16 protein-coding genes are annotated in these 20,032 nt (G+C 63.9%); 7 read left to right on the plus strand and 9 right to left on the minus strand.

The features are described from left to right. The first annotated feature begins 12 nt into the window (after window positions 1–12). A complete protein-coding gene (locus VF651_06190) occupies window positions 13–633 on the plus strand; it encodes a hypothetical protein (GenBank protein HEX7965289.1) in 621 nt (206 codons plus the stop codon). Window positions 634–683: 50 nt separating this feature from the next. On the opposite strand, the gene VF651_06195 is transcribed toward VF651_06190, so the two are convergent. From VF651_06195 to VF651_06215, 5 genes are all read right to left on the minus strand, one after another. Continuing rightward, window positions 684–2,399, minus strand: a complete 1,716-nt coding sequence (locus VF651_06195; GenBank protein HEX7965290.1) for an Ig-like domain-containing protein — start codon at window positions 2,397–2,399, stop codon at window positions 684–686. A 257-nt stretch (window positions 2,400–2,656) separates the two neighbouring features. Beyond that, entirely contained in the window at window positions 2,657–3,169 is a 513-nt protein-coding gene (locus VF651_06200; GenBank protein HEX7965291.1) for a DinB family protein, read from the minus strand. 3 nt (window positions 3,170–3,172) lie between these two features. Continuing rightward, complete coding sequence (locus tag VF651_06205) at window positions 3,173–3,571, minus strand: DoxX family protein (protein HEX7965292.1); 399 nt, start codon at window positions 3,569–3,571, stop codon at window positions 3,173–3,175. A gap of 35 nt (window positions 3,572–3,606) precedes the next feature. After that, complete coding sequence (locus VF651_06210) at window positions 3,607–4,110, minus strand: VOC family protein (GenBank protein HEX7965293.1); 504 nt, start codon at window positions 4,108–4,110, stop codon at window positions 3,607–3,609. 130 nt (window positions 4,111–4,240) lie between these two features. Then, window positions 4,241–5,692 carry an Ig-like domain-containing protein gene (locus VF651_06215; protein HEX7965294.1) on the minus strand — a complete coding sequence of 484 codons (1,452 nt, stop codon included), beginning with the start codon at window positions 5,690–5,692 and terminating at the stop codon, window positions 4,241–4,243. Between the two features lie 577 nt (window positions 5,693–6,269). On the opposite strand from VF651_06215, the gene VF651_06220 reads away from it, so the two are divergent. Beyond that, on the plus strand, window positions 6,270–7,475 hold the full coding sequence (locus VF651_06220; protein HEX7965295.1) for a diguanylate cyclase: 1,206 nt from the start codon (window positions 6,270–6,272) through the stop codon (window positions 7,473–7,475). A 73-nt stretch (window positions 7,476–7,548) separates the two neighbouring features. Here VF651_06220 and VF651_06225 read toward each other — a convergent pair whose 3' ends face one another. After that, a complete protein-coding gene (locus tag VF651_06225) occupies window positions 7,549–9,321 on the minus strand; it encodes a serine hydrolase (protein HEX7965296.1) in 1,773 nt (590 codons plus the stop codon). Window positions 9,322–9,445: 124 nt separating this feature from the next. Here VF651_06225 and VF651_06230 point away from each other — a divergent pair, with 124 nt between their 5' ends. After that, entirely contained in the window at window positions 9,446–10,384 is a 939-nt protein-coding gene (locus VF651_06230) for an MBL fold metallo-hydrolase (GenBank protein HEX7965297.1), read from the plus strand. Between the two features lie 160 nt (window positions 10,385–10,544). Further along, complete coding sequence (locus VF651_06235) at window positions 10,545–11,501, plus strand: ornithine cyclodeaminase family protein (protein ID HEX7965298.1); 957 nt, start codon at window positions 10,545–10,547, stop codon at window positions 11,499–11,501. Here VF651_06235 and VF651_06240 read toward each other — a convergent pair. Continuing rightward, on the minus strand, window positions 11,498–13,237 hold the full coding sequence (locus VF651_06240) for a hypothetical protein (GenBank protein HEX7965299.1): 1,740 nt from the start codon (window positions 13,235–13,237) through the stop codon (window positions 11,498–11,500). The genes VF651_06235 and VF651_06240 overlap by 4 nt on opposite strands. An 8-nt stretch (window positions 13,238–13,245) precedes the next feature. Further along, the gene (locus VF651_06245; GenBank protein ID HEX7965300.1) at window positions 13,246–13,980 is read right to left on the minus strand and encodes a hypothetical protein; all 735 of its coding nucleotides are present in this window, start codon (window positions 13,978–13,980) and stop codon (window positions 13,246–13,248) included. A 360-nt stretch (window positions 13,981–14,340) separates the two neighbouring features. On the opposite strand from VF651_06245, the gene VF651_06250 reads away from it, so the two are divergent. From VF651_06250 to VF651_06260, 3 genes are all read left to right on the plus strand, one after another. Further along, window positions 14,341–15,066, plus strand: a complete 726-nt coding sequence (locus VF651_06250; GenBank protein HEX7965301.1) for a hypothetical protein — start codon at window positions 14,341–14,343, stop codon at window positions 15,064–15,066. A gap of 94 nt (window positions 15,067–15,160) precedes the next feature. After that, window positions 15,161–17,209 carry a Mu transposase C-terminal domain-containing protein gene (locus VF651_06255; protein ID HEX7965302.1) on the plus strand — a complete coding sequence of 683 codons (2,049 nt, stop codon included), beginning with the start codon at window positions 15,161–15,163 and terminating at the stop codon, window positions 17,207–17,209. Next, window positions 17,202–18,230: a TniB family NTP-binding protein gene (locus VF651_06260; GenBank protein HEX7965303.1), complete on the plus strand. Its 1,029-nt coding sequence runs from the start codon at window positions 17,202–17,204 to the stop codon at window positions 18,228–18,230. Before VF651_06255 ends, VF651_06260 begins: the two co-directional genes overlap by 8 nt. A gap of 1,129 nt (window positions 18,231–19,359) precedes the next feature. Here VF651_06260 and VF651_06265 read toward each other — a convergent pair. Continuing rightward, on the minus strand, window positions 19,360–20,025 hold the full coding sequence (locus VF651_06265) for a hypothetical protein (GenBank protein ID HEX7965304.1): 666 nt from the start codon (window positions 20,023–20,025) through the stop codon (window positions 19,360–19,362). Between the last annotated feature and the right edge of the window lie 7 nt (window positions 20,026–20,032).

Raw genomic sequence — 20,032 nt, forward strand, 5'->3', positions numbered from 1 at the left:
GAGGGAGGTCCCATGCCGACTCTGAAGCGCGCATCGCTGTTCCTGCTGGCTTGGTGTCTCATCGTGGCGCTGTCGGAAGCCACGTCCGCGGCTGCCACCGCATCCGGCCAGGCCGCGGCGGCGGCGCGGGACGGGCAGCACGACTTCGACTGGGAATCCGGTAGCTGGCATACCCATGTGAAGCGCCGGCTGCATCCGCTGACGGGCAGCGATGCCTGGGCCGAGTACGACGGCACCAGCGTGCAGAGCCCGGTGTGGGGCGGAAAGGCCAACCTGCTGGAGCTGGAGGTGGACGGGCCGCAGGGCCACCTGGAACTGCTGTCGCTGCGGCTCTACGACCCGCAGACGCGGCAGTGGAGCCTGAACGTCGCCAGCAGCCGCGGCGGCGGCGTCGGGGTGCCCGCGGTGGGCGCCTTCGAGGAGGGCCGGGGCGAGTTCTACGACGAGGAGGACTTCGGCGGCAGGCCGGTGCGGGTGCGCTTCGTGATCTCGGACGTCAAGGCCGATTCCGCCCACTTCGAGCAGGCCTTCTCCGCCGACGGCGGCAAGACCTGGGAGACCAACTGGATCGCGGACGATCGGCGCATCACATCCCATCCCGGCGCGCTGCGCCCGCAAGGGTCCTCGCTCTGACGGGCCCTTGTCCCGCAGGCGCGCGTCCATGCGCGCCCGCGGGACTGTCCTCACATCAGCTCCGCGGTGGAGAAGGTCCAGCTGTAGTCGCTGCCCATGCGTATGCCTTCCAGGTCCTTGACGTCGCCCGAGACGGTAACGGTGTAGGTCTCACCCATGTCCAGCCTGTTGGCGGGCGTGAAGACCACGGCGAAGGCCATGTAGGTGAAGGTGCCGGGTACCGGCGTGCCGTTCTCGTCAGTCACCTGGATGGTGCCGGCATCGAGCGTGCGCGGGTCCATCACCTCGTTGAACGCGATGCTGATCTTCTTGTAGGGCGAGACCATCGAATCGTTCACGGCCGGATCCGTGAACAGGATCTGCGGCGTACTGGCGGCATTGCCACTGCCGGTGGTGAAGGTCCACACGTAGGAACTGGCCAGTGGCTCGCCGTTCAGGTCCGTGGCGGCGGTGCCGATGCGGCCGGTATAGGTGACGCCGGGCAGCAGTTGCGTGTCCGGCGTGAACACCGCGGTGGTACCAGTGTAGGTGACCACGCCCGACACCGGCTCGCCGGTGGCGGCCGTCACCGTGAAGCTCGCGGTGGTGAGGCTCAGGGGATCCATGGGCTCGTCGAAGATCGCGAGGATGGAGGTGTTGGGCGCCACGTCCTGGTCGCCGAAGGCGGGCAGGGTGTACAGCACCACCGGCGGCGTGCCGGCCAGGTCCTCACCGGTGGTGAATGCGAACCGGTAGTCCGCGTCCATGGGGATGCCGTCCAGGCTCTTCACATCCTGGCTCACTTCGACGTCGTAGGTCGTGTCCGGCATCAGCGGGTTGGTGGGCGTGAACACCGCGGTGACGCCGGTGTAGCTCACGCTTCCCGGCACCGGCACGCCACCGGGCGCCAGCACCCGGAAGGTGCCGGCATCGATGGTGGTCGGGTCCATGGTCTGGCCGAAGGTGACGCTGATCTCGGTGCCAAGGAGTATGTCCGCTGCCTTATCGGCCGGGAAGGTGGTAGTGACGCTGGTGTGCTTGCCGGTGAGCACCGAGATGTCCGGGGTGATGAAGGTCCAGGTCTTGCCCCTGAGGAGCGCGTTGCCGGCCACGTCGGTGGGGCCCGATCCGATGCTCGCGGTGTAGAGCGTGTTGGGCGCCAGCGACCCGGTCGGATAGAACAGCGCCGAGAAGCCGATGTACTTGATGCTGCCCGGGACCTCCACACCGCCGGGGCCGTGCAGCTGGAAGTCCTGGGTATCGATGCTGTCCGGATCCATCGGCTCGTTGAAGAACGCCACTACCACTCCCGTGTAGCGGTCCGGGAGCTGCTGGACGCCGAAGGCGGTGTCCATCAGTACGGGCGGTGTCATGTCTATGGTCTCGCCGGTGGTGAAGGTCCAGACGTAGTCTTTCTCCATCGTCGCGCCGTCAAGGCAGCGGACGTCCTTGGACATCCGTGCGGTGTAGCGGGTGTTCGCCTCCAGCGGACTGGACGGATGGAAGGTGGCCGTGAGCCTCGAATAGCTGATGCTGCCTGCTACCGGCGCTCCGTGGGCCGTCACCTGGAAGTCGGAGGGGTGCATGCCGGCGAAATCCATCGCGTCGCTGAACATGATGGTGATGTAGGTGTTCTGCGCCACGCCCGACTTGCCGTCTGCGGGCGCCGTGCCCTCGACACGCACGTCGTAGCCTGCGTCGGCCAGCGCCGAAACGGTGGCGCCGCCGCAGCCCTGGAGCGCTGATCCGAGCAGGAGCACCGCGAAGATGGTGACCAGAGTTCTCATATGCTTCTCCCTGATTCGTTCCCTGTATCGTCGTGCCGTGTGAAGACACACCCCTGCGCGACATGGGCGCCACGATAGGCGGCAGTACGCTTGGCGCGGTTGACCTGCATCAAGCCGCGGCGAGTGCGCGTACGAAGGGATCGCCCGCGAGCCCAATGGCGGCGCGGGGTCAGGGAATTTCCTAGGCGGATTTCAGGCGCAGGCTCGGCATGCTTCGGACAGGAAACGTCCAGCGCCGCAGCGTGTCGGGAAGGGATCTAGACGGGATTCAGGGAGAGGGTCGGCTTGGGCGTGCGCGCGGGATCCCGGAGCACTGCCAGGAGCTCATCCACGTCGTGCAGATGCTCCGCATCGTGATGGGTCCACATCTGCAGGAGCCGTGCGAGGCTTACCACGCCCACGTTCTCGAAGCGGCCCTCCCGCGTGAGGTCCGCCTCGTTGACCTGCTCCAGGCGCGTCAGGTTGCGCCGGCGGGCGGCGAGGAAGGCTTCCAGGGCCGGCGCGAGCGCCTGCTCCTGATAGCGCCGCTCCCGCGCGAGCCGGGCCCCGTCCAGGTCCGGCAGCAGCGGGTCGGCCTCCGTCAGCAAGAGCTCCAGGCGCCGCATGTAGCCCTCCACCTCGATGTCCCGCAGGTGGCAGACGTTCTCCAGCAACGAGAAGCTCTCCGCCGCCGGTTTGAAGCGGAACTGCGCTTCGCTCAGGCCCGCGAGGCGGCGCCGCAGCTCGGCGGGGAAGCCGCCCAGGGCGGCGCGGGCGTGGTCGAGGCGCATCGCTCAGCCTCTCTTGCGCAGCATCGCATCCAGCGAGATCGGGCCGCCGCCGGCGGCCGCGAGGTACAGGAACACGAAGCAGTAGAACACCGCCGCCTCGCCGTGGTTCACGAACGGCAGGAAACCCTGGGGTGCGTGGGCCATGAAGTAGGCCACCGCCATCTCGCCGGAGAGGATGAAGGCCGCAGGCTTGGTGAAGAGGCCGACGCAGACCAGCGCGCCGCCCACGAGCTCGAGGATGCCGGCGAGGCCGATCAGCGACATGAGGTGGACGCCGTCCATGCCCGGCGGATAGCCCAGGAGCTTTGCGGAGCCGTGGCAGAGGAACAGGAAGCCCACCACGATGCGCAGCAGGCTCAGGATCTGGGGTGACCACCTATCCAGCAGCGTGAACTTGGCCATGACGACTCCTCGCGGTTGGAGATCAGTAGGGCAGGCTACATGGCCTGCATGCGCCGTTCCAGTTCCTTGGGCGTTACGTCCTCGATGTGGGTGGCGATCCACCACTGGTTGCCGCAGGGGTCCTGCACGCCGGCGTTGCGGTCGCCGTAGAACTGGTCCGCGGGCTCCATCAGGCTGATGCCGCCGGCCGCCATGGCGGCGGCATAGGCGGCGTCGGTGTCGGCCACGTAGAGATAGATCCCGCAGGGCATGGGTTTCCAGGGATCGCGCGGCTCCGAGAGCATGACCATAGAGTCGCCGATCTTGAGTAGCGCGTAGTTCACGGCGCCGTTCGGCCCTTCGTGGCAGGAGAGGAGCCTGGCGCCGAAGGCGGCCTTGAGGAACTCGATGAGGCGCTTGGCGCCGGGGACGAAGAGGTAGGAGGTGACGGTGCGGTAGCCGTCCGGCACCGGCTTGACCTTGCGGCCCCTGGCGGCGCCCTTCCGGACGGGCTTGCGCGCGGGGGCCTTGGACTTCCTGCTGGGCTTCTTGGCGGCCATGGCGTCCTCCGTACCGGCTGACGGGTAATTCTAGTCCAGCGGCGGGCCGGGGTGCGGGCAAAAAAAAGGGGAGGTTTGCACCTCCCCCTCAAGCATCGGTACCCCGCCAGATATGGGGTACCGCGCTCCCTTACATGGGCATCGTGGTGGTGAAGGTCCAGCTGAGATCGGCGCCCATGGCCGTGCCAACTAGGCTCTGCACGCGGCCGCTCACGGTGACCGTGTAGGTGATGCCGCCCTGGAGCCGCGAAGCCGGCACGAAGAAGGCGGCGGAACCCTGGTAGCTCACCGTGCCCGCCACCGCGTTGCCGTCCTGATCCGTCACGCGGATGGTGTCGGTGGTCAGGGTGGTGGGGTCCATCTCCTCGCTGAACGCGATGCTGATCTTGGTGTTGGGGGCGACACCGGTGGCATAGGGCGCCGGGTCGGAGAACATCACCGTCGGCGCCAGGCTCGCGCCCAGGCTGAAGCTGCCGGTGGTGAAGCTGAAGAAGTAGTCGCTGCCCATCTGCGCCCCGCCTGCGGAGCTCACGGCGGCGGCGACGCGCACCGTGTATACGGACTGCGGCAGCAGCGCGGTGGCCGGGGTGAACACCGCCGTGGTACCGGCGTAGGTCACGGTGCCGTCCAGCTGCTCGCCGGTCGGGGCGAACACGGCGATGTTGGCGCTGTTGATGCTGCGCGTGTCCATGGCCTGGTCGAAGTACACCGCGATGGCGGTGCCCAGGCTCACGCCGGTGTCCTGATCCATGGGCGAGTTCAGCACCACCTGCGGGGCGGCGGCGCCCAGGGTGGTGCCGGTGGTGAACACGCCGTGGTAGTGCTCGTCCATGGGCACGCCCGAGAGCGACTTGGCGCCGTCGCTGACGTAGACGCGGTAAGAGGTATTGGGCGCGAAGGGCACGCTCGGCACGAAGGTGGCGGTGACGCCGGTGTAGTGCACGTCGCCCGCGACCGGGGTGCCGTCCGGATCGGCTACGACGAACGTCGAGCGGTTGATGGTCGCCGGGTCCATCACGCGGTTGAAGGTCACGTTCACGCCGGTGTTGAGGGGCACGTCCATCTCCAGGTCCGAGGGCGAGGTGGAGGCCACCTTCACCAGCACTCCGGTGAGCTCGGCTGCGCTGGGAGTGCGGAACTTCCAGCTGCGGTCCTTGGCCATGGCCACGCCCGCGGCGCTGCGCGCACCGGTGGTGATCTCGGCCGTATAGGAGGTATCCGCGGTGAAGGAGCCGGTGGGGGTGAACACCGCGGTGACGCCCAGGTAGTCGATCGCGCCGGCAACCGGTTTGGAGTCCGGGCCGCGCACGATGAAGGTGCGGGTATTGAGGCTGGCCGGGTCCATGTCCTCGCTGAAGAACACCACCACCTTGGCGCTGTAGCCGGTCTCGGTGTTGTCGTGCACCACCGCGAAGCCGGTGTAGGTGAGGGTGGGGACCTGATTGGAGGCCGGGCCCGACGAGCCGGGCAGGGACGAGGTCACACCCTGATCGGTGAGGAGGCCTGAACCGCCGCCGCCGCAGGCCGCGAGGCTGGCGAGGAGGATCAGGGCCGCGAACTTACTGAGCATCTGGCTTTTCATTTTCTATCTCCCTGCGCTGAGCGCGTTTTATGTGGGACACATTTCAGCAGCCGACGCATTTCAGTCGTATCGGATTTCCGCTGAATCGGAGCCAGGGTTGGGAGCAAGCGGGTCTAGGGCAGTCTCTGAGTGCGATGCGACATGATTTGCGCTTATGTAAAGCCTGGATGACGGAATGCGGGGGCCCGGCTGGATCGGTTCAGGGAAACCCTGAGGAGGCCCTCAGGGAGAGGCTGTAAAACCGCCCCAACACCGTTAGATCCGCGTGCAGGATGGCGTCCCCGGCAGGCGCATTCGAGGTGCAGCAGCAGGCCGCCGAGGGGGCGCGCTCAGAGGCGTGGCGGGTTCGGATGCCCGCAACCGGGATGCCTCATATATATGCACGGCCCCTTCGCGGCTGCCCGCCATCTCCACGCAGATGGTTCCTACGCAAAAAATCAGGGAAAGGACTAGGTCTTATTCAGCCTTCCGCCGATGGGGCCATAAATCCCACGGGTGTGGAATGTCCCTCACATGATCGATGTGTCCGACTGCCTTCCGGCATGGCGCCGGCAAGCAGGACGACCAGGAGAAGCGCATGAGACACCTGAACGTGAAGAACTACCTCTCGGGCATCGGCGCCTACGTGGTGTGCCTGGTGCCGGCGATGCTTCCCATCTTCGAGCCGGTGCTTGGCCTGGACGGGGCGGTGCGCCTCGCCATGGCCGCGGTCCTCGCCTCGGTGCTGGTGGCGCTGATGCTGGTCACCGGCTTCGATGAGCGGGTCGGCGATCCCGGCGCGGCTTTCACCCAGTCGCTGCTGGGCGTGGCGATCTGTGCCGGGCTGTATACCTTGCTCGCTCCCTTGAGCCAGCCGCAGATCGTGCTGATGTCGCTGCTGTGGCTCGCCATCGGCCTGACGCGGCTCTCGCCGCGGCGGGTGGCGGTGCTGGCCGGGGTGTACCTCGCCCTCTACCTCAACGACTTCGCCTATAGCCTGTTCGACCCGCGCGACGCCCGCCACGGCGATGCCCTGTACACGCTGCTGGTGTCGCTGACGCTGTGCGCGTTCATGTACTTGCGCGCCCATGACTACGCCAGGGCGCACGACGAGCATGCCGAACTGCACGACGCGAACGCGCGGCAGGCGGAGGAGCTGGACGAGGCTAAGCGCCGCATCCACGCCATGACCATGCAGGACATGGACACCATCGCGCTCAAGTTCCCGTTCTTCCGCGAGGAGCTGCGCCGCTGCAAGGAGCGCACCGACAACAGCGGCGGCACCTTCTGCATCGGCCTCCTGGAGATCGACCATTTCGCGGGGCTGGAACAGCGCTACGGCGAGATGGTGATCAAGCAGGTGCTGCGCGAGGTGGTGGAGCGCGTGACCAAGGTTATGGCGAAACTGGGCCTGGAGGAGGCCGATGACGGCAGCTACCACCCGCTCGGCCGGGTCGGCGACGGCCTCTACGGCCTGATCCTGCCGCGCTCGAACCTCAAGGGCGGCCGCGCCTGCGCGGAACTGCTGCACCGGATGGTGGAGACCCAGGCCATCAAGACCATGGCGGGCCTCGTCAACGTGAACCTCACCATCGGCATCGTGGAGTACTACCCGGGCGAGAGCCTAGACGAGCTCCTGGACATGGTGGGCGGCGCGCTGGAGAAGGCGCGCATCCAGCATGCCCAGGAGTGGCAGGCGGCGCAGAAGCCGCAGCCGCAGGCAGCGCCGGTGAAGGCCGCCCGCGACCACACGGACCTGCGCCTGCTCCATTACAAGGAATACGACGCACCTGTACATCACTGAGACCGGGACAGCACCCGGCTGGAGGGGCCAAGGAAGGCCGATGTGACGCCGCAGCGATGCGGCGTCACGTTTTTCAGTGGCCGCTTTGCGCAGCGGGGATCAGGTAGCGCGGCATGTAGTCCTCGAAGAACTTGCGCCAAGTGGGGAAGTTGCCGTAGTTGCCGGCGGTGATGAGCACCGCCAGGTCCAGCGCCGGCACCACCATCACGAGCTGCCCGCCGTTGCCCTGTGCCATGTATTCCTTGTAGGTCTTGCCGCCGTACTGCACTTCGAACAGGTGCCAGGTGTAGCCGTAGCCGTGGCCCGGCGCATAGTCGGAGGCCGGGAAGTAGGAATGCTGGACAGTGGCGGCTTCGGTCCAGGCCCGGCTCAGCACGCGCTTGCCATTCCAGGTGCCGCCGTCGAGGTAGAGCTGGCCGAGCTTGAGCATGTCCCGCGGTTTCAGGTAGATGCCGCCGCCCATGTAGGCCTCGCCCGTGGGCATGAGGTCCATGTGGTAGTCGCGGATGTCCAGCGGCCCGGCGTAGTACCGCTGGAAGAAGTCCGCAAGCGGCATGCCGGTGCCCTGCTGCACCACGCCGCCCAGGAGGTTGATGGCGGCGGTGCAGTACACCGCTTTCTTGTCGCCGGGCTCGTCCTGCATGGGCACGTCCAGGATGAACCTGTACCAGTCCCGCTGCGCCTTCTGCTCCTGCATGGCGTCCTCGTTGCCGGGGGACGCATCGTCGTTGTCGTCGCAGGCCAGGCCTGAATCCATGGTGAGCAGATCCTGCACCGTGATCTTCCGCTTGCGCGGGTCCGGGTTCGCGAGATCCCGGTACTGGGGATAGAGAGGGACCACCGGTGAATCCAGGCGGAACTTGGCGCCGTGATCCAGCGCGATGCCGGTGAGCGTGCCCGCCAGGGTCTTGCCGGAGGAGCGGCTGTCGTGGGCGCGCTCCCCATCGAAGCCGTAGAAGTACTCTTCCAGCGCGAGCTTGCGGTGATGCGCCACCAGGAGGCCCTGGATGTAGGGCGTGCTGAAGCCCTCGGTGCGGGTATCGAGGATGGACTGCACCAGCGCCTCCAGGGGCTTGGGGTCCAGGCCCGCCTCCCGCAGCGAAGCGGTGCGCCAGCCGTCATCTTCCGGCACCGGCTGGCGGTAGGCGTAGTGGTCCACCGCCGGCGTCACGGGATAGAAGCCCAGGGCATGGTCCCGGTCGCGGCGCGTGAAGTCGAAGCTGCCGATGCCCTGCAGCGTGATGGAGAGCAAGTCCTGCTCGGAGTCGTAGTGGCCCCGCAGCACGTCTCCCTTGCGCAGGCTGTCGTCCAGCTTCACCTGGTCGCCGTCGAGGGTGATGGTGTAGAGGCGGCGCATGCCGAAGTTGAACTCGGGGTTGCGCAGGAAGGCCTTGAGGATGCCGTGCTCATCGCGGCTCACGGCAAGGTAGAAGGAGGCCCGGTCCGGCAGGGGTTTGACCTCGCCGCGCCAGATGCCCTTGGCCGAGCGTGTCAGCCTGAGAGGCGTGGCATAGCCCATGTTGAAGGTGATGCCGGTGGGTTGGGTCCAGAAGCCTTCTATATATGTGCCGTCGCGGCTCACTCGTCCGCGGAAACTGCCCTGGTCGCCGGGCAGGCTGAAGCTGACCTCGTCGCGCGCGTGCTGCACCGCTGCCTGGAAGCCGGCTACCTCCGCCTGCCAGTCGGAGCCTCGCCCATCCAGCGTGAGCGGACCCTTGGCAGCGGGGCCGTAGACCTGCTCGCTGCCCCAGAGGCCCACCAGCTTGTCCGGCGAGGGGCCATCCTCGGCGTGCAGGGTGCAGGGCAAGGCCAGGTAGAGCAGTAGGCAACAGAGGCGCAGGCACATGGCGGTTCCCCGGAGTCGTGCTTATTCCCTTTAGGATGCCCCAATTGGCGGCAGGGTTGCCGCATGCGGGAAATAATCGCGGCCGGCGTTAGAATCCGGCGACCCCCATGTCCAGGAGCGGACCATGCTGCGCAGGATCGTGACCGCCGGTCTCTTGTTGTTCGCCGCCCAGGGCGCCGTCGCGGCGGATGCGCCCAAGGCCTATTTCACCCTGCACGAGCTGGGCCCAGGCGTGTGGGCGGCCATCTCGGTACCCGGCAGCCACGCGGGTGGCAACGCCGGTTTCGTGGTGGGCTCGGACGGGGTGCTGGTGGTGGACACCTTCCAGGTGCCGGAGGCGTCCCAGGCGCTGCTGGACGCGATCCGCAAGACCACGCCGCTGCCGGTGCGCTACGTGGTGGACACCCATTACCACCTGGACCACGTGGCGGGGAACGGCGTGTTCGCCGCCGCCGGAGCCACGGTGATGGCGCAGCGGAACGTGCGGGCCTGGGAGCGCACCGAGAACCTCAAGTTCTTCGGCCCCGCGCCCAAGCCGGAGGACCGCAAGCAGGTGGAATCCCTCGCGCTGCCCGCGCTGGTCTACGACGACGGCGTGACGCTGTGGCTGGGAGAGCGCAAGGTGATCGTGCGGGTGATGACGGGTCATACCGGCGGCGACTCGGTGGTGGTGGTGCCGGACGCGAAGGTGGTGTTCACCGGCGACCTCTTCTGGAACCATGACCTGCCGAACCTGATAGACGCCGACACGATGCAGCAGATCGGGACGAACGATGCGTTCCTGCATGATTACCCCGACGCGACCTTCGTGCCGGGTCATGGAGAAGTCGCGCGAGGCTCCGGCGTGGCGGCATTCCGGGACTACCTGATGTCCCTCAGGGCCGCGGTGGCAGCTGCCCAGAGCGCCGGCAAGGCGGGGCAGGGGCTCACGGACACGGTGCTTGCGAACCTCAAGCCGCGTTACGGGGATTGGGGCTACTTCGACTACTTCGCCGTGCACAACATCGAGCAGACGGCGGCCGAGATGACAGGTAAGAAACGGCGGCCGGTGCCGGTGCACTAAAAGCTACTGCGCTCGGCATGACTTCGTTGCGCTTCGGACTCGCAGTCGGTCACGTACTATATGTACGCTCCTTCCTGCTCGCCTCGCGCGCCTTGTCCTGCCATTGCTCGTAACGCTTTTAGCCTGGTTCTTAAATCCATAACCAGTGAGATAAGTGCACATGCTTTTATTGGACCGCAAGCAGGTGGAATCCCTGCTGGACATGGACGCGCTGATCGCGGCGCTGGCGCCCGCCATGGTGGAACTCTCCGCCGGCCGTGCCTCCATGCCGCCGCGCACCCTCGCCGAGGTGCCGGAGCGCGGTCTCCTGGGCGTGATGCCCGCTTATCTGCCTTCCGGCGGCACGCTCTCCTGCAAGCTGGTGAGCGTGTTCCCCGGCAACGGCCCCAAGGGCCTACCCACTCACCAGGCGGTGGTGATGCTGTTCGACGCGGACACGGGCGCCGCGCTCGCCATGTTGGACGGCGCCTCCATCACGGCCCTGCGCACCGCCGCAGGCTCGGCGCTCGCTACCAAGGCGCTGGCGCGGGAGGAGGCTGCCGTGTTGTTGGTGGTGGGCAGCGGTGTGCAGGCGGCGAGCCATGCCCGCGCCATCCCGCGGGTGCGCAAGATAAAGGAGCTGCGCATCGCCGCGCGGGATGGTACCGCTGCGGCGGCGCTGGCACAGGAACTGGGTGCAGAGCTCGGCGTGAAGGCGCGGGCACTGCCCATCGGGCGCGAGGCCTTCGCCGGGGCGCAGGTGATCTGCGCCACCACCCACGCGGCAGAGCCGGTGGTGAAGGGCGCCTGGCTCGAACCCGGCATGCACGTGAACTCCGTGGGGCTCAACCCGCGGGGGCGCGAACTGGATGCGGAAGCGGTGCTGGGAGCCCGGGTGGCGGTGGAATCCCGCGCCGCGGCGCTTGCGCCGCCGCCCTCCGGCGCGAACGACCTCAAGGAGGCTCGCTCGCCCGTGGAGATCGGCGAGATCCTGGCGGGGACGCAGCCCGGCCGCCAGTCGCCGGAGGAGATCACCCTCTACAAGTCCGTGGGTGTGGCGGTGCAGGATGCCGTCGCGGCCCGCCTGGTCTACGACGCGGCGCTCAAGCGCGGCATCGGGACTAAGATAAAAATCTAATCGCTGTAGTCCTCGTCTAAAGAACCCAAGAAGGCGGCCAGGTCGGCCACGTCTCCGTCGTTGAGCACCACGCCCTGCATGGCGGGATCGGCGTTGCGCAGTTGGCCGGCTCGGGCCAACCGGCCCGCGTGCTGGTAGAAGCGCACCACCTGCTCCAGGGTATCGAAGCCGCCGTCGTGCATGAACGGGGCCGAGTCACCCATGTCCCGCAGCACCCGGGTCTTGAACACGCCGAGCGAGCGGTCCAGCAGCGCCGCATCGCCGGCGCCGCAATCGGCGAACTCGTGGGTATCGATCGCGCACAGGAACTTGCGCAAGGACGCCTTGCGCCTGGCGAAGTCCGGGTTGGCGAAGATGTTCCAGGCCCCGAGGTCCGCCTTGTCGGGGTCGGCGGCGATGGAGGCGGCGCGGAACGGCTCCCGTGCGTGAGGATGCTGCGGCGTCACCGGCAGGTACTTGTCCGGGTCCGCGTCGCGCTGCGGCAGCGTCGGCACATTCAAGGCCATGAAGCCGCCGGCGCCGTGCACGCCGTCGTACTCGGCTTGCGCCACGCCGGTGTTGTGCATGCCGAAGTCGCTGAACTCCGGCGGCGCGTGGCAGGCGGCGCAGTTGCCGATGCCGCCCTGTGCCAGTTCCGTGGGTGCCGGCGCGCCGCCGCCGACGGGCCGCGCCAGGAAGATATGCAGGCCGCGCAGCTCCGCGGCGCCGAACTTGAACGGGCGTCCGCCGTGGAACGCAAAGGCCTTGCCGCCGCTGTACTGGGTGCAGCATTCAACGGGCTTGAGGTCCTTGCGCGCATCCAGCGCGCGCAGCAGCGCCGCGGAGTAGTCGTGGGGCGACTGGCCGGCGGCGGGCTCCCGTTGCAGGTGGTTGTCGATCAGGAACTGGTCGAAGGGCGAGCCGTTGAAGCGGCCGTCCTCGTCCTGGAAGAAGGACAGGCTGTCCACGTAAGCGGCGATGAGCTTCGCCACCGCGGCTTCCAGTTCGGCGTCGCTCGCCTGCGCCACGTCCAGGCAGTAGGACTTGGGCAGCCGGTAGATGGCAGGGATGTTCTGGTCAGTGCAGCTCAGCACCACGCGGTAAGGCAGAGCGCCGAAGCTGCGGGCGAGGGCGCCCTCGCCGCTGTCGAAGCGGATCACCTGGGCCACATGGTGCACCGCCTGCTCCTGCTCTCCGGGCATCCAGCCGAAGTTACGGCCGGTGAGGGTGGCGGTGACCAGGTCCTGCATGGAACCGAACTCGCCGTCCCAGTGCAGCACCCGGTCCACGCCGCCGTGCCGCGCGTCGTTCACCATGCTGGCAGCGTTGCGGGCGGTGAAGCCGCCGTGCAGCGTGTCCTCGGCGCGCGCCGGCATGGGCGAGCGGGCCGCGAAGTCGGCGTAGGCGCGCATGCCGCCGCCGGCAGTGCCGGCGAGCTGTTCCACAAGATGGCACTGCAGGCAGTTCACCGCCTCGCCGGCCATGGGACCGGGCAGCGGCTGACCTAAGGTCTTCACGTCCTCCACCACGGACTCGCCCACGCCCAGGGACGCGTTCACGTCGCCGCCGGACTGTGCCGCGAAGTAGTGGCCGAAGCGGGTGTCCTTGAAGAGTCGTTCGCCGATGACCACCTCCGGCGGGTCCGCCGCCTCGTTCTCCGTGGGCGGCGGGCCGTTGGTGAACTTACAGGCGTCGAGCGCGAGCAGCATCGCCGTGAGGGCTGCGATGCGGATGAGGTTCAGACGTTGGCAGGACATGGGCTTCCTCAGAAGAACTCGTACTCGAGGCGCAGCAGCAGGGTGGCGTCGGGAGCACTGGCGCTCAGGCCGAACACCAGGCCGGCGTCGTACTCGAACTCGCTGCGGCCGAAGTGGATCTCGCCCGAGAACGCGGGGCCTGCCTGCCAGAACACATCCCGCGCGAACACTTCGATGCCGGGGGAGAACTTCGGGCTCCACAGGTAGTTCGCGGCGTAGGAGGCGCGCAGCTCGTAGCCGGTCTCCTCCTTGAGGGAACCGAGCTGCTTCTCCCAGATCAGGTTGAGGCGCTGGCGGATGCGGTCCGAATCGCGCTCGAACAGCGGGCCGAACTCCAGCGCGTTGGGCTCGCCCTCGTGGGTGGCGTATTCGTAGGCGAACAGGAAGCCGGCATCGGCCCAGTACTCGCCGCGGGTGGTGAGCTGGAAGGTGTTCTCGAACTCGTAGCCCACGAGGTCGGCGGGCTGGCGCGGCTCGCGCAGCCACTTGCCCACGTAGACCTCGGGGCGCCACCAGTCGGTGAAGGCGTGGGCGAAGGAGAGGACGTAGCCGCGGCCTTGGTCCAGCACCAGGCTGCTGTCCCGGTACTGGGTGGCGCGCATCTCCACCTCGGTCTCGCCTCCGACCACGTAGGGGGAGTTGACCTCGTATTCGTTGAGGAACTCGCCCGGTCCCTCCTCGGCACGGGCCGCACCGGCGGCGGCCAGCAGTGCCACGGGCAGCAGGCATCGGCGCAATCGCATGTGATCCCCTAAAACTAAATGAGAATGATTCGTATTTGCAATATAGCAGACAGGATTGTCCTGTCAATGGAGGGCGGCTGTCGGGGTGCCTCAATTGGTGCAAAGAGTGCTTTCCGCTGCTTGCCGGTGACCGCCATAACGTGCAACTAACGGGCTAGCCAGCAGTTTTTTCGTGATCCGGCGCCCTCAAAAGCTGCAAATGTCCTAATAAAGCAGCTCAAAAATCCAAGAAGCACCACTATCCCGCCCGGCACTGGCGAGCATAAATCGCCAACAAAGGCTCACTCCCTCTTTCCGCGACTCCGATGTACCACCGGACCGTAATAGGTATGAGCAGTACAGCGGTCGCAGGGAAGCGAAATGGACCACTTCAATTCCATCGGTGAATCAATTACCTCATTCGACGTGACCTGGATGCCCGTCGGGAAACTGGCGCGGCGGGTCATATCAAGAGCGAATAGCCGCAAGACCGCCAAGTACCCGTCCTTCCGGATGGGGCACATGCTCCATTGCGAATCCGAGCTCGAGCTTGATGGCGACATCATGTTTGACGTCAATCCCGCCGTGACTCATATCCAGGCGCAACCAGCTGTCGTCCGAGTGCGTTTCTCCACCTGCGGAGTGGAAGAACGCCTGACACATTATCCGGATCGGCTCGTTCATCTTGGTGGCCGGCGGCTTGTTATTGAATACAAATACGAGGCAGAAGCGAACCACCCGGATGTGAAGGCCCGTACCGCCATGATGAAACATGGCTTTAGTGACCTCGGAATCAAATATGAGGTCTACACTGAAAGATTCGTCCGCAATCTTCCAGAGCGCGTAGCGACAGCAAAGAAAGTGCTCTTCCTAGGCCGCGATCCGGTTTCAGAGATTGAGCGTGAGCGAATCCGTCACATCTTCCTCGCCAATCCAGCAATAATCATGCGTGATGTACGTCAGGGCCTTCTCGGCGAACACGGCTTACCGAAGATCTGCAATCTCTACCTAACCGGACATGTGCAAATAGCTCTAAGCTGCGGCCTTGGGGACCTCACAGAAGTACGGTGGGCGGCTGCCGCAGCGCGACCACCGCCCACCGACTAACCGTTAAGACCATTGGCTTGGCGGCCGGTGTACCACCACCGTTCGCCATCCCAGCAGACCCCAGCCCCAGTTCCCGCAGCCATATGGAGGACATATGGACGACAAGAAGTTTGGGACCAGTTCAACGGTCACGATCAATGATGTGCCTTTCCGTATAGACCGCAAGCTAGGCCCGGATCTCTGGGAAGTAACGAACCTAGAGAATGATAGTGTCACCACGCTTCGCGATGAAGATGTCCGAAGCCAACTGGTTCTGGAAGGGCGTCTGCATGAGCCGCAAGTCGCGAATAACGAATACTTCAACGCGGCCGAAATACGTCTGTTCGAGGAGCTAGACGAAAAGGCTCAGGAGAGGGCAAGGCTCAAGCTCTACTTTGTCCAGCAGGTCTTGCAAGTCTTTCCGTCTGGAACATCACCGAAGAAGATCGAACCTCTGTTGCCGGGTCTGTGGCGCGCCTTTCGAGGGCGCCGGGGGCACGTAGAGGTATCGAAAGCCACCATTAGCGCTAAGGGGCCCAATCCCCACTCCGTCTACCGCTGGTGTCGTACCTTTCTGGCGGGCGATCGGTCGATCATGGCTTTGGTCGATAAGCATCACGCCAAAGGCAACCGAAAGCCCCGAATGCCCGAAATCAGGCACATCGTGGCCGAGTCCATCGCCAGGGTCTACATGCAACTTACACGGGGAACGCTCAAGGCGACTCTCGAGGACGCCATGGCGACCATCGTCAGGGAAAACCACCAGCGGCCCGCGACCCTGCAGCTGCCGTTGCCAGGCGAACGGCTGGTGAGATCGATGGTCGCCAAGATTCCAGCCGTCGACAAACTTGTGGCCCGCCACGGCCCGAAAGCGGCGCTTCAGTTCGCCCGTGGGGGGATGCGTCACTACGTCGCAACAGCACCGCTAGAAATCGTGGGCATGGATGATACTCGTGCAAATGTCTTCGTAGTCGATGACATTACGGGCCTTCCGCTCGGCTGCCCAATTGTCACCGCATCCACCGACACGTTCAGTCGGTCGTACCACGGCTTTCATATGAGGTATGGCGGCACCCAATTCGGGGCGGTCGCCGCTTGCCTAAAATTTGGCATTCGCAAGAAGGATCATCTGCAGGCGGTACTAGGCCCAAAGAGCCGGCCCTGGGGTTGCTACGGAATTCCTAATCGAATCGTTGTGGACAACGCTCTAGTCCACCACGGCAAAGCACTTGAATCGGCATGTAACGAACTGGGGATCACGCTCGCCTACTGCGGGAGGATCCGGCCGTGGGGCAAGCCACAGATCGAACGGGCCCTCGGTACCATCAATCGCAATGTCTCCATGATCACGCCCGGCACAACCTTCAGCAACATATTCGAGAAAGGTGAGTACGACCCGCTCAAGCATGCGGTCATGACTAAGAGCGAGCTAGAAAAGGCAATGCTCCACTGGATCACCAATATCTACCATCAAGAGATACACAGTGTTATGCATGACGCACCAGCTCGACTTTGGGATAGGCACACCAGCGGGATGTACATAAGAACTGAAGAGAACCTAGCGAAGCTGGATCTCTTGTTCTCCTTCCCTACGACTCGGTCCTTGTTCACGTATGGCATAGAGCTAAATGGACTGATCTATAACTCCGAAGAGCTCAAGGAAATGTATCTGATCCTTGGGCCAGTTAAGCAATTGAGGGTCCGGTACAACCCCGAGAATCTTGGCTATATCTATGTCCAGCGACTGGGCGGAATCGGCTATATCCGAGTGAAAGCCATCCAGGCAGCGTACGCAACTGGGCTTACGGCATGGCAGCACAAGGTAATCAAGAGATACGCGCGGCGGAAAGGCATTCTGGCGGGAGATCCCGAGGGGCTGTTACTGGCCAAGCAGGCACTCCGAGAATTTGTCAGCCATTGCCTAGCTAACCAAGGCCTGCGCCTTCGAACTCAAGCTGCCCGATTTATGGATGACGACCGACGGGGAGAACGAGCTGCAGAAGCGCCGCTCATTACGCAAGGGCAAGCAGTGGTTGTGCAGCACCGGCCTCAGGTCCCCGTCAAAAGCAATTTAGAGGAAACGAGTTCCGGTCCCGCAGATGGCGAGGAATTCTCGCCGCGCCTTCGGATCTTGAGCAATCTGAGGAGGCCGCACAATGGGTAAGGTAACCGCAATCTCGGCCAGGCAGAGAATCGACTGGGATGCTCTTAGTGATGCTGTGGAGCGCGTCGAGATAACAACGGCCGAATACAGCGCTGCGATGACGAAGCTGGAGACCTGCTACAAGCGTGCTCGCCGTAGGGCGAAGCGGAATTGCGCCGCCCTTCTAGGTGAGTCGCACACCGGAAAGACTTTCGTAATTGAGAACTTCGTCGCGAAGCATCCGCCTACCAGAGACGAAAACGGGCTCACGTGCCCGGTGTTGTGGGTCGAGATTCCTCCAAAACCAGAGAAGGCGGGGTTTCTAGCGCTACTCCTCAAGGCGCTCGGCGATCAACATGCTCACAGGCGGGCCCGCATTGGCGAACTGGAGGAGAGGCTAATTCGTTTCATTCGTGGGTGCGGAGTCATATTGATCATATTGGAGGAGTTTCAGCACGTGGCCGACCACCCGTACGAAGAGGTGGTTGATTACATCACGAACTACCTAAAAACACTGATCCAAAATGAACGCATCAGTATCGTGATTTCAGGTCTACCTCATGCCAACGCAACCCTTCTTGGAAATGAACAACTGCGCGGGCGCTTCTCCCGGCCAATATACATGCGACGCCTTGACTGGCGATCCTCATCAGCAAGGCGGACCTATAGGGCCGTCCTGGGCCTGTGGCAAAAGGGGCTTGAACCGTTCGAACTGCCTGACTTGGAATCCGAGGAGATGTCTTTCCGCTTTTACTTAGCATCCGGCGGATTGATGGGGTATGTAGCCAAGATCTTGCGTCAGGCAGTACAGACAGCGGCAGAGAGCCGACGAACCATTGTTACCTTGAAAGACCTGGCGCATGCCTATGACGAAGAGGTCCATGAACATGATGTCCTGTTTGGTAACCCCTTCACTATCGCCCTGGATGCGAAGGATATTCAAGTAGACCGCCTCAAGGAAATTGGCACAAAGCGGCCGACTACCAGGCGAGGTCACGCGAAGAATGGACGAGTGACGGGGAGAAGGGAGAACCCGTTTTGACGGCCGTGACTAGAAAGGTGCCGCCGTTGCTCCGGACGCCAGTAATTAACACCGAGGAAAGTCTTCTCTCATATTTTGTCAGATTGTCTGAGGCCAATGGGTATCGAAGCCCTATGTCGCTTGTTCAGTTGTGGGGATACGAAGGACATACAACTAACGGCTCCCTCATCAGGTTGTTTGCCGATCTGGCCAATAAGCCCGAGGAAACCCTCCTTGCGAATGCCTGGGTTGGAAAGCGAATAGGAAAGCAATCATTCGCAGTACGCGGAACTCTGGCGTTTCATAGAGGCTTGGTCTTCAAAAAGACAACCCGGATCTGTCCCGAGTGTGTCAGGGAAAACGGCTTTGCATCCTATCTTTGGGAAATCGTCACCCTGTATGCGTGCCCCAGACATCGCAGGCTATTGTTGGATGCCTGCCCCAGTTGCAGGCGTTCAATTACGTGGGACCGGCCAGGCGTGCTTAAGTGTCGGTGTGGCGCGGCGCTCGATGTGGCTAGGCCGTGGCGTCCCAGCGCCACCGAGTATCAACTCGTTCAGCTACTCCATGCCAAGCTATCGGGGCGTCCTGCGCCAGAGATCTGTGATCAAGCGCTATTGCAGTTGCAACACAGATCTGCGGAAGTGACTACGGAGATAATCGACGTTCTCGCAAGATATTGCGGCGTCAATCTGCTGAACAGCCGGAAGACGGTCGAGCATAGTCAGCATGTCCACCAGCGAGTTGCCATGATGCTGGAGGGGTGGCCGGACTCCTTAGTTCGTGCTGCTGCGGGTGTCGATCAAGGTTACCTTGGAGTCCCCAGCACTCACGGAAGAGATCGCTTCCTAAGATTTCTGCGTTGGGCGAACGGGTCAAGATACCCATCGGAGATGGGCTTTATCCGAGATATTCTTTCGCGGCCGCGTCGCTACGTGGTAGCTCACGAATATGCAAAGCGAGTAGGTGCCCACCCGGCTAGGCTAAAGAGAGCGATTGAAAGGGGGTACATCGTCGGTATACGTGTCCGGACACTCAAGCAGACAAGGTTCTTCGTGGATACGGAGAAGTCCAAAGCATTGCCGACTAAACCATTTCCTCGAACGAAGAAGCCAAAGAAACGATCGCGTCCGGAAAAGGGAATGAAAACCTAGTTGTATTGGTCGATTTGATAGAACCAGACCCTGGGATCTACCGTCGCACCGAACCCGCCGCTTGTATAGTTCACGAACGCATTGATCAAGCGGGCTGCGGCATCCGTCTGCCCCCAATGGGGAATCCACGACGGTGGTACAAAGAACTGGGCTGCGCGTGGCCCCGAGGTCCATCTCGGCCCCATCGGCTGGTATTCCTTGCTGTGGACTCCGCCAGTCTGTACGACCATCGTCCATTGGGATTCGAGCTGGTGCATATAAGTGCTGCGCTCAGCTGCAGCGTTCTGGTATGGAGGAACGTAGACGCCGTAGATGTTCGCTTCGTCAATGTGTTCGATGCATACATCAAAATCGGTGGTGTCACTGGATGTTGCGGACACCCACTTTGTGACATGGAAGTGGCCGCAGTCCCGATATTCTCCAATCATCCCCATCGTGCGATCTTTGTAGGTGCCAGTCAGGGAGACTGCCAACCTGGGGTATCCGACGTCCGCCGACGGGCTTCCTGGTACACGCGTGGGAATCACATCTCGCAATGTCTCCGGAAAGGCATGCGGATCTGCGTGGGAGAAGGGGTTTAGCTTGGCCACCTGGTCGCAGCCCGTAATTAGTAGGGCGATGGCTACCGCGGCGGTGCTGATGATTCCTTTCAGGTGCTGCATACCAAGG

Source organism: Gammaproteobacteria bacterium, from assembly GCA_036383255.1.
Taxonomy (GTDB): Bacteria; Pseudomonadota; Gammaproteobacteria; order Natronospirales; family REEB76; genus DASUBN01.

Coding starts and splice junctions, on each gene's coding strand:
- VF651_06230 (HEX7965297.1), top strand. CDS start 9,446: ATGCTGCGCAGGATCGTGACCGCCGGTCTCTTGTTGTTCGCCGCCCAG.
- VF651_06255 (HEX7965302.1), top strand. CDS start 15,161: ATGGACGACAAGAAGTTTGGGACCAGTTCAACGGTCACGATCAATGAT.
- VF651_06220 (HEX7965295.1), top strand. CDS start 6,270: ATGAGACACCTGAACGTGAAGAACTACCTCTCGGGCATCGGCGCCTAC.
- VF651_06215 (HEX7965294.1), bottom strand. CDS start 5,692: ATGAAAAGCCAGATGCTCAGTAAGTTCGCGGCCCTGATCCTCCTCGCC.
- VF651_06195 (HEX7965290.1), bottom strand. CDS start 2,399: ATGAGAACTCTGGTCACCATCTTCGCGGTGCTCCTGCTCGGATCAGCG.
- VF651_06235 (HEX7965298.1), top strand. CDS start 10,545: ATGCTTTTATTGGACCGCAAGCAGGTGGAATCCCTGCTGGACATGGAC.
- VF651_06250 (HEX7965301.1), top strand. CDS start 14,341: ATGGACCACTTCAATTCCATCGGTGAATCAATTACCTCATTCGACGTG.
- VF651_06205 (HEX7965292.1), bottom strand. CDS start 3,571: ATGGCCAAGTTCACGCTGCTGGATAGGTGGTCACCCCAGATCCTGAGC.
- VF651_06200 (HEX7965291.1), bottom strand. CDS start 3,169: ATGCGCCTCGACCACGCCCGCGCCGCCCTGGGCGGCTTCCCCGCCGAG.
- VF651_06260 (HEX7965303.1), top strand. CDS start 17,202: ATGGGTAAGGTAACCGCAATCTCGGCCAGGCAGAGAATCGACTGGGAT.
- VF651_06225 (HEX7965296.1), bottom strand. CDS start 9,321: ATGTGCCTGCGCCTCTGTTGCCTACTGCTCTACCTGGCCTTGCCCTGC.
- VF651_06265 (HEX7965304.1), bottom strand. CDS start 20,025: ATGCAGCACCTGAAAGGAATCATCAGCACCGCCGCGGTAGCCATCGCC.
- VF651_06245 (HEX7965300.1), bottom strand. CDS start 13,980: ATGCGATTGCGCCGATGCCTGCTGCCCGTGGCACTGCTGGCCGCCGCC.
- VF651_06240 (HEX7965299.1), bottom strand. CDS start 13,237: ATGTCCTGCCAACGTCTGAACCTCATCCGCATCGCAGCCCTCACGGCG.
- VF651_06190 (HEX7965289.1), top strand. CDS start 13: ATGCCGACTCTGAAGCGCGCATCGCTGTTCCTGCTGGCTTGGTGTCTC.
- VF651_06210 (HEX7965293.1), bottom strand. CDS start 4,110: ATGGCCGCCAAGAAGCCCAGCAGGAAGTCCAAGGCCCCCGCGCGCAAG.